Here is a 13,191-nt window from a genome sequence, read left to right as displayed (position 1 = left end):
GTGAGAGGATGCGGGGCGTGAGCGCCCTCCCCTCCGTCTCGTACTCGATCACGGTGCGGCTGGAGGTGCCCGCAGGTGGCAGCTCGGTCTCCGCCCTGACCTCGGCCGTGGAGGGCGCCGGCGGCAGCGTCACCGCCCTCGACGTCACCGCCTCCGGCCACGAGCGGCTGCAGATCGACGTGACCTGCGCCGCGCGGGACACCGACCACGCCGACGAGCTCGTCGAGATCATGCGCGCCGTGCCCGGCGTCACGATCGGCAAGGTCAGCGACCGCACCTTCCTGATGCACCTCGGCGGCAAGATCGAGATGCGCTCCAAGCACCCGATCCGCAACCGCGACGACCTGTCGATGGTCTACACCCCCGGCGTCGCCCGCGTCTGCCTGGCCATCGCCAAGAACAAGGAGGACGCCCGCCGGCTCACCTCCAAGCGGAACTCCATCGCCGTGGTCACCGACGGCTCGGCCGTGCTGGGGCTGGGCAACATCGGGCCCGAGGCGGCGCTGCCGGTCATGGAGGGCAAGGCCGCGCTGTTCAAGCGGTTCGGCGACATCGACGCCTGGCCGCTCTGCCTCGACACCCAGGACGTCGACGAGATCGTCGCGGTCGTCAAGGCCGTCGCCCCCGGCTTCGCCGGCATCAACCTGGAGGACATCTCCGCCCCGCGCTGCTTCGAGGTGGAGGCCCGGCTGCGCGAGCAGCTCGACATCCCGGTCTTCCACGACGACCAGCACGGCACCGCGATCGTCGTGCTCGCCGCGCTGTACAACGCCCTCCGCGTCGTCGAGAAGGGCATCGCCGACGTGCGGATCGTCATGTCGGGCGCCGGCGCGGCCGGCACCGCGATCATCAAGCTGCTGCTCGCCGCGGGGGTCCGGCACATCGTCGTCTCCGACATCGAGGGCGTCGTCCACCGCGGCCGTCCCGGGCTGACCGGGGAGCTGGCCTGGCTGGCCGAGCACACCAACGCCCTCGACGTCACCGGCTCGCTGACCGCCGCCGTCGTCGGGGCGGACGTGTTCATCGGGGTGTCGGCGCCCAACCTGCTGACCGGGGACGACATCGCCGGGATGGCCGACGACGCGATCGTCTTCGCCCTCGCCAACCCCGAGCCCGAGGTCGACCCGTTGGAGGCCATGCAGCACGCGGCCGTGGTCGCCACCGGCCGCTCCGACTTCCCCAACCAGATCAACAACGTGCTGGCCTTCCCCGGCGTCTTCCGCGGCCTCATCGACGCCCGGTCGAAGGAGATCACCACCACCATGCTGCTCGCCGCCGCCCGCGCGCTCGCCGGCGTGGTCACCGACGACCAGCTGAACGCCGCCTACATCACCCCGAGCGTGTTCAACGCCGAGGTGCACACCGCCGTCGCCACCGCCGTCCGCCGCGCTGCCGGCGGCCCCGCCGAGCTGCCCACCGACCCCGACGTCGTCGTCTAGGACGATGACCGACCGAGCAACGGGGGACCGGTCGCGCTGGCCGGGGGTCGCCGTGCTGGCCGGTCTGGCGGTCGCGGCCCAGCTGTGGGGCCTCTACCGCGTGAGCGGGCCGCCCAGCCCCGGCTGGTTCCCGCACGCGGACAAGCTGGAGCACGGGCTGGGTTTCGCGCTGCCCGTCGGGCTGCTGCTGCTGGCGCTCGGGCTGCGGCGGCTGGCGCGGGGCCGGCGGCCGTCCCGGCGGACGCTGCTGGTGGTGGTCGGGGTCTTCGCCGCGCACGCCGTGGTCAGCGAGGTCGTGCAGCACACCTTCTACACCGGCCGGACGGGTGACCCCCTGGACGCGCTCGCCGACGGGGTGGGCATCGCCGCGGGCGCGCTGGTGGCCGTCGGGCTGCTGCGCCGCGCCGCGCCCCGGTCCACGGCCGCGGCGGGGACCGCGGACCCGGCCCCCAGCCGCGCGGGGGTCGCATGAGCCGGCCGCCGGGCAGCCCCAGTCCCGGCAGCCTGCTGGTCTCCAGCGTGCTCATCGCCGACGGGGTCTTCGACCAGACCGTGGTGCTCGTGCTCGACTGCGACGAGGACGGTGCCCTCGGCGTGATCCTCAACGAGATCTCCCAGACCTCGTTGGACGCCGTCCTGCCCGACTGGGTGGGCTCGGTCTCGGAGCCGCGGCTGCTGTTCCACGGCGGGCCGGTCTCGCCGAACGGCGCCATCTGCCTGGCGAGCGTGCGGACGCCGGGGGAGGAGCCGCCCGGCTGGCGGCCGCTGTTCGACACGGTGGGCCTGCTGCACCTCGACACACCGATCGAGATCGTGGCCGGCGCCTACCGCGACCTGCGGATCTTCGCGGGCTACGCGGGGTGGTCCGCGGGGCAGCTGCAGGACGAGATCGCGCAGGGCCGCTGGCACCTGGCGGAGGCCACCTACGAGGACGTCTTCGGCCGCAAGCCGCTGGACCTGTGGCGGGTGGTGCTGCGCCGCCAGCCCGGTGAGACGGCCTTCTTCGCCACCTGGGTCGAGGACCCCGAGCTGAACTGAGCGGCTCCGGACGTCGTCCTCCGGAGGGGGAGAAGACCGCCACGCCCGGCCCGAGCGCACCTCGAGGTAACGGTTGGTGCATAAGATCGAGGAGCGGCGGGGAATACACCGGGAGAACCGGTAGACGGAGGTCAAGAAATCGTGTCGGAATCGGCCAGGAATAACGGCACCCGGAGCCGGGTGCTCGTGGTGGACGACGACGCGGCGCTCGCCGAGATGCTGTCCATCGTGCTGCGCAACGAGGGCTACGAGCCCATCTGGTGCGCGTACGGCGACAAGGCGCTGGCGATCTTCCGCGAGGCACGACCGGACCTCGTGCTGCTGGACCTGATGCTGCCCGGCCGCGACGGCGTGGACGTCTGCCGTGACATCCGGCAGGACTCGGGCGTCCCGATCATCATGCTGACGGCCAAGACCGACACCATCGACGTCGTCGAGGGCCTCGAGGCCGGCGCCGACGACTACGTGTCCAAGCCGTTCAAGGCCAAGGAGCTCATCGCCCGGATCAAGACCCGGCTGCGGAGGGTGCCGACGCCGGAGGAGACCGAGACCGAGACGCTGCAGATCGGCGACCTCTCCATCAGCGTCGACGGCCACTCGGTCAAGAGGGACGGCACGCCGATCCAGCTCACGCCGCTGGAGTTCGACCTGCTGCTGGCGCTGGCGCGCCGGCCCTGGCAGGTGTTCAGCCGTGAGGTGCTGCTGGAGCAGGTCTGGGGCTACCGGCACGCCGCCGACACGCGCCTGGTCAACGTCCACGTGCAGCGGCTGCGGTCCAAGATCGAGCGCGACCCGGAGCACCCCGAGATCGTCGTCACCGTCCGCGGCATCGGCTACAAGGCCGGCGAGACCGTCCGGACCTGAGATGACCACCCTCTCGAGGGCGGGCTGAGGCGTGAGCGTCCCCGGCCTGACCGCCGCCCCCAGCCGACGGACCGCCGTCGTCTGGTGGCGGCTGCCGGCCGCCCTGTGGTGGCGCTCGCTGCCGTTCCGGGTGATCGCGTCCGTGCTGGTGGCCTCCCTCGTCGTGCTGGTGCTGAGCGGGTTCCTGCTGATGCAGCAGGCGACGTCGGGGGTGATGAAGAGCAAGCAGGAGGTCGCGGAGAACGAGGCGCGGCAGGCGGTGAACCGGGCTCAGCAGACGCTGAACAACGCCAACCTGACCGGGGACGACGGCACCGTCGACACCCTGCTCTACGACCTTGCGAACGGGTTCGCGAACCGCGGGGGTGGCACCAGCCAGTACGAGGTGGTGGTGCTGGCGCGCAGCCAGACGCTGACCGCGGGTCAGGTGGCGGTCGACAGCATCCCGTCGGAGCTGGTCAAGCAGGTCAACGAGAGCAACGACCTGCTGATCACCCCCACGGAGGTCCACTGGCGCAACGGGCAACCCGCTGAGCCCGGCCTGGCGGCCGGCAGCGCTCTCACCCTGCCGGGGGTGGGCCGCTACCAGATGTACCTGATCTTCCCGCTGACCCAGGAGGTCACCACCCTCCGGGTGCTGCGGAACGCCGTCGTCACCACCGGCGCCATCCTCATCGTGCTGCTCACCCTGATCGCCGCCCTGGTCAGCCGTCAGGTGGTGACGCCGGTGCGGGCCGCCCGCCAGGCGGCCGAGAGCCTGGCGTCGGGGAACCTGCACGACCGGATGCAGGTCCGCGGCACCGACGACCTGGCCCGGCTGGCCGTCTCGATGAACTACATGGCCAGCGAGCTGCAGAAGCAGATCAACACCCTCGAGGAGCTGTCCGCCGTCCAGCAGCGCTTCGTCTCCGACGTCTCCCACGAGCTGCGGACCCCGTTGACCACCGTGCGGATGGCTGCCGAGGTGCTGCACGACGCCCGGGAGGACTTCGACCCCATCGCGGCGCGGTCCACCGAGCTGCTGCAGAACGAGCTCGACCGGTTCGAGTCGCTGCTCAGCGACCTGCTGGAGATCTCCCGCTTCGACGCGGGCGCGGCCGAGCTGGCGCTCAGCGCCGTCGACCTGCGCGGCGTCGTCGCCCGGGTGGTCGAGGCCAACGCGGCGCTGGCCGCGTCGAACCGCACGACCGTGGTCGTGCACGCCACCGGGGAGGCCATCGCCGAGGTCGACGTCCGCCGGATCGAGCGGATCCTGCGCAACCTGCTGGTCAACGCCATCGAGCACGCCGAGACCAACCCGATCGAGATCCTCATCGCCGGCGACGAGGAGGCGGTGGCCGTGGCGGTCCGCGACCACGGGGTGGGCTTCCAGGCCAGCCAGGCCAAGCAGGTCTTCCACCGCTTCTGGCGCGCCGACCCGGCGCGGGCGCGCACGGTCGGCGGGACCGGGCTGGGGCTGTCCATCTCGATGGAGGACGCCAACCTGCACGGCGGCTGGCTGACGGCGTGGGGGAGACCCGGTCAGGGCGCCCAGTTCCGGCTCACCCTGCCGCGCACCGCCGGGACGATCCTGCAGAGCTCCCCGCTGCCGATGGTGCCGCGGGACTACCTGGGGCCCAGTGACCCGGTCCGCGCCGAGGCGGCGGCCGACGCCGCGCTCCCGGGCCCGACCGTGGGAGCGCCGGAGACCCTGGTCCTCGGTGGTCCGCTGGCCACGAGCGGGAGCGACCAGGGCCGGGGCGGATCATGAGACCGGTCCAGCGCCTGCTGGTCGTCCTGCTCGGGCTCGCCCTGGCGGGGCTGGCCGGCTGCGTGAACATCCCCACCTCCGGCCCCGTGGACCGGGTCGAGGGACAGCAACCGGCGTGCCAGAGCTGCGTCAACGTCGAGGTCGCGCCCCCGACCGCGGGCGACTCGGCCAGCCAGGTCGTCGAGGGCTTCCTGCGGGCGAACGCCAACTACCAGCCCGGGTACTCCGTCGCGCGGCAGTTCATGACCCAGGCCGCCGCCGCCAGCTGGAGCACCGACCAGGGCGTGACGATCTTCAGCGGATCGACGACGCAGGAGGGGGACGACGCGGTCCGGCTCAAGGGCAAGGTGCTGGGCGCGCTGGACCAGGAGCACACCTTCCGGACCCAGGCCGTCGACCTCGACCTCGTGTTCCAGCTCGAGCGCGAGAACGGTGAGTGGCGCATCGCGAACCAGCTCTCGGGCCTGTTCGTCCGGGACAGCGCGTTCGAGACCCTGTACCGCAGCTACGACCTCTACTTCATCGGGGCCACCGGCGCCCTCGCGCCGCAGCCCATCTACCTGCCCGACCTGCGAGCACCCGGGAACGTGGCGTCGGCCCTGGTCAAGGCGCTGCTGGACGGGCCCTCGGACTGGCTCTCGGCGGCCGTCTCGACCGCAGCCCCGACCAGGACCACGCTCAGCGTCGACTCGGTCACCATCTTGAACGGTGTCGCCCAGGTGCCCCTGAGCGAGGACGTCCTGCAGGCCACCGACAACCAGCGAGGGCTGTTGGCGGCCCAGCTCGGGTACACGCTCCAGCAGGTCACCGGGGTGAAGAAGGTCCAGCTGCTGGTCAACAACCAGGCCTTCCGGGTGCCGCAGAGCGAGAGCGGCGACCTGGCCGTGCCGCTGGACGCGCTCAGCCCCGACCTCAACCCGGTGCCCCTCGTCTCCGCCGAGCAGCTGTACGTGACACGACGTGACGGCCAGGCCCTGCTGAGGATCAACACGAACACCGACGCACTGGCCGAGGAGCCGTTCCCCGGGGCGCTCGGCCAGGGTCGGTACGCCATCTCCTCCCTCGCGGTCTCCGTGCCCGGCACCGACCTCGCGGTGGTCACCGACGAGGGCACGGTCCTGCGCCGGACCCCGACCACGAGCACCACCCTCACCACCGTCCTGGACGGGGTCACCGGTCTGCTGCGCCCGCAGTTCAGCCGGGCCGACGAGCTGTTCTCGGTCGGCAACCAGGGCGGGCAGCAGCGGATGTGGGTGACCACGGAGACCAAGACCGTGAAGGTGGCTGCTCCGGAGGTGTTCGAGGCCGGACGGGTCCTCGCGTTCCGGATCTCCCCGGACGGGTCGCGGATGGCCTTGATCGTGAAGTCCGGCGGCAGCACCCAGCTGGGGGTGGCCCGCATCGTCCGGTCGGCCCAGATCTCCGTGGAGGGCTACCGGGTGCTGGACACCGACTCCCCGCTGACGAACTCGACGTTGCAGGTCGCGCGGGACCTCGCCTGGAGCAGTGCGACCGAGCTCCTGGTCCTGGCCGCCGACACCGCCCGTGGTCCCTACGCCCCCACCGCGGTGAGCATCGACGCGTCCTCGGTCGAGTCGCAGACCCTGACCGACGACTGGGACGCGGTGCAGCTGACCGCCCTGCTGCGGCCCCAGACCTCGATCCCCGTCGTCCTCGCGCGCGACGGGCGGGCGTTCCGCGACGACGGCACGCGGTGGCAGCAACTGACCTCCGACGTCGGCGCCCTGGCCTACCCGGGCTGACCCTCCGGCGAGGGTCCTCCGTCCACAGATCGACGGCCGCCCCGCTCCGTGGTCGATGCGGCCCCCGACACTGGTCCCGTGGACGCAGGACGGTGGCGCGCCCTCCGCGGGGCGGCGGCGGACCTGCTGCTGGGCTCCGTCTGCCCGGGCTGCCGCGAGCCGGGCTGGGGGCTCTGCCCGCGCTGCCGGTCGGCGCTGCACGGCCACCGCCCGGCTCTGGCGTCGACGGGCACGGGCCCGGTGACCCTCGCCTGCTGTCCCTACGACCCGCTGCTCAGCCACCTCGTGACCGCGCACAAGGACCACGGGGCGCTGGGCCTGGCGCCGGAGCTGGCCGGGCGGCTGGCGGTGGCGGTGCGGGCCCTGCTGCGCGGCTCCGGTTGGACGGGGCCGGTCGTGCTCGTCCCGGTGCCCTCGGCGGCGGCGGCCGTGCGGCGCCGCGGCTACGACGCGACGGCCACGCTGGCCCGGCTGGCGGCCCGGCGGCTCCGGCCCGTGCACACCGTCACGGTCCGGCGGCTGCTCGTGCAGCGCCTCGGCGTCCGTGACCAGGCGGGCCTCGGGGCCGCCGCCCGCAGCGCCAACCTCGCCGGGGCGCTGCGGGCCCGCCGGGGGCCGCAACGGGCCCTGCCGGAGGGGGCGGTCGTCGTCCTCGTCGACGACGTGGTGACCACCGGGAGCACCCTGGCGGAGGCGGCCCGGGCCGTGGAGGCGGCCGGTGCGGTGCTGCTCGGGGCGGCCACGGTGGCGGCCGCCGCCGACCCGCGGACCGCCCGGCCCGCCCGGTCCGGGCGGCGCTCGAGCCAGGCTCCGGCCGCTGACCTGGGTGGAGCCTGATGAGTCCCTGAGGGGAGGACCCCCCGCCTTCCGGTGCCTCGGGCACAGGACTAACGTCACGTCATGGCGCCACCGCGAGCACCGTCGGATCCCGGGTCTCCCGGGCCGGGCGCGGCCGGCGCCTTCGTCGTCTCCGCTCCACACGTCCGCAGCCGATCGGGGGCGGCGGCTGGACGGAGGTCCGGGCCCGGTGCAGCGCCCCCGGACCAGCTTCGCGTGGAGCGGGCCACCCACCACCGATGGAGGATCTGATGGATGTTGTCGTCAAGGGCCGGCACTGCTCGGTGTCGGACCAGTTCCGGCAGTACGTCGACGAGAAGATCAACCGCCTCGAGAAGCTCGACGACCGGGTGATCCGCGTCGAGGTCGAGGTGTCGGCGGAACGGAACAAGCGACAGCACGACCAGGCGGCCCGGGTCGAGATCACCCTGCGCACCAAGGGTCCCGTCGTGCGTGCCGAGGCGGCCGCCGAGGACAAGAACGCCGCGTTCGACATGGCGCTCGACCGGCTGATGGCCCAGCTGCGTCGCGCCGCGGACCGCAAGCGCGTCCACCACGGGCAGCGCGCCCCGCAGTCGCTCAAGAGCGGTCTCGACGTCGCCGAGCCTCCCCTGACCCCGGCCGACGCCGAGACCAACGGGAGCCACACCGTCGCCGGCATCGAGGTGCAGGGCGACGGCCCGCTCGTGGTCCGCGAGAAGAGCCACCCCGCCGTCCCGATGACCCTGGACCAGGCGCTGATGGCCATGGAGCTCGTCGGCCACGACTTCTACCTCTACATCGACGCCGAGCACCACACCCCGAGCGTCGTCTACCGCCGCCGCGCGTACGACTACGGCGTCATCCGCCTGACCACCGCCGACGAGCTCGCCGACGCTGTGAGCTGAGCAGCACCCCGGACACGGGCCCGCCGCGCACCCGCTCGGCGGGCCCCGCTGCGTCGCGAGCCCTCCGCGCGCAGAGGTCCCGGGGCAGGCGGTCTCCGGCGCCGGGCCGCGCGCCGACGACGAAGACGGGGGCCAGGAGCGCGGCCCGCGGTCGAGCGGAGCGAGGCCAGACAACACTGTCGGTGGTCCCCACTAGCGTCAGGGCATGCCTGCACGTGAGTCCCTGAGCGCTGCCGAGGTCCGCCGGGTCGCGGTGGCCGCGCAGGGCCTCGCCGCGCCGCGACCGGAGCGGGTGGTGGGCCTGCGGGACGTGCAGGCGGTGACCAGCCGGCTGGGCCAGTTCCAGATCGACTCGGTCAACGTCGTCACCCGGGCCCACTTCGTCCCGCTCTACTCCCGGCTGGGGCCCTACGACACCGGGTTGCTGGAGCGGGCGGCCCACCGCCCGCCCCGCCGGCTGTACGAGTACTGGGGGCACGCGGCCAGCCTGCTCGACGTCAACCTGCAGCCCCTGCTGCGCTTCCGCGCCCAGCAGGGCTACCGGGACGTGTGGAGCGGGGTGGAGCGCGCGGCCCGCGAGCAGCCGGGGCTCGTCGAGCACGTGCGGGCGCAGGTGGCGGCGCGAGGACCGGTCAGCGCCCGGCAGCTCGAGGTGGTCGAGCAGCGCGACCGCAGCCAGTGGGGTTGGAACTGGTCGGCGGTGAAGACGGTGCTGGAGTGGCTCTTCTACTGCGGTGAGGTGACCTCGGCCTGGCGGAACAGCCAGTTCGAGCGCGTCTACGACCTGCCCGAGCGCGTCCTCCCGGCCGCGGTGCTGGCCGCGCCGACCCCCTCGCCCGAGGACTCGGTGCGCGGCCTGGTGGCCCGGGCGGCACGGGCGCTGGGGGTGGCCAGCGAGCCCAGCCTGCGGGACTACTTCCGGACGCGGCCCGGGATGACGCAGCAGGCGGTGGCGGAGCTGGTCGAGGACGGGCTGCTGCTGCCCGTCCGGGTGACGGGCCGCGCCGGACGCCCGCTCTACCTGTGGCACGAGGCGCGCGTGCCCCGCCGGGTCCGGGCCCGCGCCCTGCTCAGCCCGTTCGACTCGATGGTGTTCGAGCGGGCCCGGCTGCAGGAGCTCTTCGGGTTCCACTACCGGATCGAGATCTACGTCCCGCAGGAGCGCCGGGTGCACGGCTACTACGTCTACCCGTTCCTCCTCGACGACGCGTTCGTCGCCCGCGTCGACCTCAAGGCGGACCGCGCGGCCGGGGTGCTCCGGGTGCACGGGGCGTGGGCGGAGCCCGGCCAGGCCACGCCGGAGGTGGCCGAGGAGCTGGCCGCCGAGCTGGTGTCGCTGACCGGCTGGCTCGGGCTGACGGGCGTGGTGCCGCCGACCGGCGGTGACCTGGCCGGGCTGCTGGGGCCGGCGCTGGCGCGGGCCGCGTGAGGGCGTCGACCGGGCGTCGCGCTCGTCGTCGGGTCACCCCGCGCGGTCTGGCCTACGATGGGTCGGTGCGTCTGCTCCCCAGGGGTCCTGCCCCGGAGCGGTCCGGGGGGACCGCGGCCGAGCGGGTCCGGGAACGACCGGATGGCGCTGCGCGTACATGTGGGTGACGACGAGGTGAGGGAGCCAGTTCCGTGGCTTTGATGGACAGGATGCTGCGCTTCGGCGAGGGCAAGACCCTCAAGAGGCTGAAGGGCATAGCCGAGCAGGTCAACGCGATCGAGGACGACTTCGTCGCGATGAGCGACGAGGAGCTGCGCGGCCAGACGGCCGACTTCAAGGAGCGCCTGGAGAAGGGCGAGACCCTCGAGCAGCTGATGCCCGAGGCCTTCGCCACCGTGCGGGAGGCCGGCAAGCGGGTGCTGGGCAAGCGGCACTTCGACGTGCAGCTGATGGGTGGCGCGGCGCTGCACCTCGGCAACATCGCCGAGATGAAGACCGGTGAGGGCAAGACGCTGGTCGCGACGCTGCCCTCGTACCTGAACGCGCTGACCGGGCGCGGCGTGCACGTCATCACGGTGAACGACTACCTGGCCAAGTTCCAGTCCGAGCAGATGGGTCGCATCCACCACTTCCTGGGCCTGGAGGTCGGCGCGATCCTGTCGCAGATGACCCCGGTCGAGCGGCGGGCGGCCTACGCGGCCGACATCACCTACGGCACGAACAACGAGTTCGGGTTCGACTACCTGCGCGACAACATGGCCCTCAGCCTGGACGACTGCGTGCAGCGCGAGCACCACTTCGCCATCGTCGACGAGGTGGACTCGATCCTCATCGACGAGGCCCGGACGCCGCTGATCATCTCCGGCCCGGCCGAGGACTCGCACCGCTGGTACCCCGAGTTCGCCAAGCTGGTCGAGCGGCTCCGCCGCGACGAGCACTACGAGGTCGACGAGAAGAAGCGCACCGTCGCCATCGGCGAGAACGGCATCGACGTCGTCGAGGACCGGCTGGGCATCGACAACCTCTACGAGTCGGCCAACACCCCGCTCATCTCCTACCTGAACAACGCGATCAAGGCCAAGGAGCTGTTCAAGGTCGACCGCGACTACGTCGTGGTGGACGGCGAGGTGCTGATCGTCGACGAGCACACCGGCCGCAGCCTGGTCGGCCGGCGCTACAACGAGGGCCTGCACCAGGCCATCGAGGCCAAGGAGCGGGTGCAGATCCGCGACGAGTACCAGACGCTGGCCACGATCACGCTGCAGAACTACTTCCGGATGTACGAGAAGCTCTCGGGCATGACCGGCACGGCGATGACCGAGGCCAGTGAGTTCCAGAAGATCTACGGCCTGGGCGTGGTGCCGATCCCCACGAACAAGGACATGATCCGGATCGACCAGCGCGACCTGATCTACCGCACCGAGGAGGCCAAGTTCGACGCGGTGGTGGCCGACGTCGCGGAGCGGCACGAGCAGGGCCAGCCGGTCCTCATCGGCACCGCGTCGGTGGCCAAGTCCGAGATCCTCTCCCGGCTCCTCAAGAAGGCCGGCGTCCCGCACGAGGTGCTGAACGCGAAGCAGCACGAGCGCGAGGCGGCGATCGTCGCGATGGCGGGCCGCAAGGGCGCCGTCACCGTGGCCACCAACATGGCCGGCCGCGGTACCGACATCATCCTCGGCGGCAACCCCGAGTTCCAGGCCGACCACCGGCTGCGGGAGCAGGGCATCGACCCGGTCGAGCACGTCGAGGAGTACGAGGCGCGCTACCCGGAGGTGCTGGCCGAGTTCGAGCAGCAGGGCGCGGACGAGCACGAGGAGGTCGTCGCGGCCGGCGGTCTCTACGTCGTCGGCTCCGAGCGGCACGAGTCGCGCCGCATCGACAACCAGCTCCGCGGCCGGTCCGGCCGGCAGGGCGACCCGGGCGAGAGCCGCTTCTACCTCTCCCTCGGCGACGACCTGATGCGGCTGTTCAAGTCCGACATCGTCGAGTGGGTGCTGCAGGCGCTCAAGATGCCCGACGACCAGCCCATCGAGAACAAGCGGGTGTCGGCCTCGATCGCCAGCGCCCAGGGCCAGGTCGAGTCGCAGAACTTCGAGATCCGCAAGAACATCCTCAAGTACGACGACGTGATGAACCGCCAGCGGCACGCCATCTACGGCGACCGGCGCAAGGTGCTCGAGGGGGCCGACGTCGAGGGCCGGCTGCGTGCCACCGTCGACACCGTCGTCGAGCAGTACGTGAACGCCGCCACCGAGGGCTTCGCGGAGGACTGGGACCTCGAGCAGCTGTGGACGAACATGCGCACGCTCTACCCGGTGTCGCTGTCCCGCGAGGAGTACGAGGAGCGCGACGACCTCGACCGCGCCACCCTGGTGGAGGACTTCCGGGCCGACGCCCAGGCCGCCTACGACCGGCGCGAGGAGAGCCTCGGCTCGGACGTCATGCGCGAGCTCGAGCGGCGGGTGCTGCTCACCGTGCTGGACCGCAAGTGGCGTGAGCACCTCTACGAGATGGACTACCTGCGCGAGGGCATCGGTCTGCGGGCCATGGCCCAGCGCGACCCGCTGGTGGAGTACCAGCGCGAGGGTGGCGACATGTTCGCCACCATGATGGCCGCGTTCATGGAGGAGGTCGTCGGCTTCGTGTTCCACCTGGAGGTGGAGGTCGAGCAGGCGCCGGCCGTCGGCGTGGTCACCGGTGGCGACGGTCGCGCCGTCCAGATCGGGGCCCGCGGCCACGGGGCCTCCGGCAACGGTCACCGGCCCCAGGAGGAGCACGGGCCGCTGGTCGAGTCCGGTCCCGACCCGGACGACTTCGGGGTCGCGGTCCACGCCGTCGACGCTGACGAGGTGCCGGAGGAGGCGGAGGAGCTGGTGGCCCTGGAGTCCGAGCCCGTCGCGCTGGAGCCGGAGCCCGTCAGCCGGCCGCAGGTGCGGGCCAAGGGCCTCGGGGGCGACCGGGCCCGCACCCTGAGCTACACCGCCCCGGACGAGGACGGTTCGGTCAAGACGGTGGGTCAGACCGCCGCCGCAGCCGACGAGTACGCCGGCGTCGGCCGGAACGCCCCCTGCCCCTGCGGCTCGGGCAAGAAGTTCAAGCTCTGCCACGGCCGCTCCGGCAGCTGACCTCCCGGTAGGGCCCGCTCCGCCGCCGCCCCTGACGTCGCCTCCCGCGCGTCAGGGCC

The 13,191-nt window shown here is 72.5% G+C and carries 10 protein-coding genes; all 10 read left to right on the top strand.

The features are described 5' to 3' along the window. The first annotated feature begins 17 nt into the window (after window positions 1-17). The 10 genes from BLT72_RS12865 (at window position 18) to secA (ending at window position 13,132) form a co-directional block, all read left to right on the top strand. On the top strand, window positions 18-1,439 hold the full coding sequence (locus BLT72_RS12865) for an NAD-dependent malic enzyme (protein ID WP_091413274.1): 1,422 nt from the start codon (window positions 18-20) through the stop codon (window positions 1,437-1,439). A 4-nt stretch (window positions 1,440-1,443) separates the two neighbouring features. After that, window positions 1,444-1,911: a VanZ family protein gene (locus tag BLT72_RS12860; RefSeq protein WP_197677019.1), complete on the top strand. Its 468-nt coding sequence runs from the start codon at window positions 1,444-1,446 to the stop codon at window positions 1,909-1,911. Further along, on the top strand, window positions 1,908-2,477 hold the full coding sequence (locus tag BLT72_RS12855; protein ID WP_091413272.1) for a YqgE/AlgH family protein: 570 nt from the start codon (window positions 1,908-1,910) through the stop codon (window positions 2,475-2,477). Before BLT72_RS12860 ends, BLT72_RS12855 begins: the two co-directional genes overlap by 4 nt. 141 nt (window positions 2,478-2,618) lie before the next feature. Further along, window positions 2,619-3,341, top strand: a complete 723-nt coding sequence (gene mtrA / locus BLT72_RS12850) for an MtrAB system response regulator MtrA (RefSeq protein WP_280949220.1) — start codon at window positions 2,619-2,621, stop codon at window positions 3,339-3,341. Between the two features lie 31 nt (window positions 3,342-3,372). Then, window positions 3,373-5,091, top strand: a complete 1,719-nt coding sequence (mtrB, locus tag BLT72_RS12845) for an MtrAB system histidine kinase MtrB (protein ID WP_091413271.1) — start codon at window positions 3,373-3,375, stop codon at window positions 5,089-5,091. Continuing rightward, a complete protein-coding gene (locus BLT72_RS12840; protein WP_091413269.1) occupies window positions 5,088-6,854 on the top strand; it encodes an LpqB family beta-propeller domain-containing protein in 1,767 nt (588 codons plus the stop codon). Before mtrB ends, BLT72_RS12840 begins: the two co-directional genes overlap by 4 nt. Before the next feature lie 78 nt (window positions 6,855-6,932). Then, the gene (locus BLT72_RS12835; protein ID WP_091413267.1) at window positions 6,933-7,691 is read left to right on the top strand and encodes a ComF family protein; all 759 of its coding nucleotides are present in this window, start codon (window positions 6,933-6,935) and stop codon (window positions 7,689-7,691) included. Window positions 7,692-7,942: 251 nt separating this feature from the next. Then, window positions 7,943-8,578 carry a ribosome hibernation-promoting factor, HPF/YfiA family gene (hpf, locus tag BLT72_RS12830; protein WP_091413265.1) on the top strand — a complete coding sequence of 212 codons (636 nt, stop codon included), beginning with the start codon at window positions 7,943-7,945 and terminating at the stop codon, window positions 8,576-8,578. A gap of 205 nt (window positions 8,579-8,783) precedes the next feature. After that, on the top strand, window positions 8,784-10,007 hold the full coding sequence (locus BLT72_RS12825) for a winged helix-turn-helix domain-containing protein (protein WP_091413263.1): 1,224 nt from the start codon (window positions 8,784-8,786) through the stop codon (window positions 10,005-10,007). Window positions 10,008-10,198: 191 nt separating this feature from the next. Continuing rightward, window positions 10,199-13,132, top strand: a complete 2,934-nt coding sequence (gene secA, locus BLT72_RS12820; protein WP_197677018.1) for a preprotein translocase subunit SecA — start codon at window positions 10,199-10,201, stop codon at window positions 13,130-13,132. Window positions 13,133-13,191: the final 59 nt, after the last annotated feature.

It is taken from the genome of Friedmanniella luteola (genome assembly GCF_900105065.1).
Classification (GTDB): domain Bacteria; phylum Actinomycetota; class Actinomycetes; order Propionibacteriales; family Propionibacteriaceae; genus Microlunatus; species Microlunatus luteolus.
This window is presented reverse-complemented; position numbering and strand designations above follow the sequence as displayed.

Bases quoted from the DNA above. Each gene is read 5' to 3' on its own strand.
- BLT72_RS12860 (WP_197677019.1), top strand. From the start codon at position 1,444: ATGACCGACCGAGCAACGGGGGACCGGTCGCGCTGGCCGGGGGTCGCC.
- BLT72_RS12855 (WP_091413272.1), top strand. From the start codon at position 1,908: ATGAGCCGGCCGCCGGGCAGCCCCAGTCCCGGCAGCCTGCTGGTCTCC.
- BLT72_RS12840 (WP_091413269.1), top strand. From the start codon at position 5,088: ATGAGACCGGTCCAGCGCCTGCTGGTCGTCCTGCTCGGGCTCGCCCTG.
- hpf (WP_091413265.1), top strand. From the start codon at position 7,943: ATGGATGTTGTCGTCAAGGGCCGGCACTGCTCGGTGTCGGACCAGTTC.
- BLT72_RS12825 (WP_091413263.1), top strand. From the start codon at position 8,784: ATGCCTGCACGTGAGTCCCTGAGCGCTGCCGAGGTCCGCCGGGTCGCG.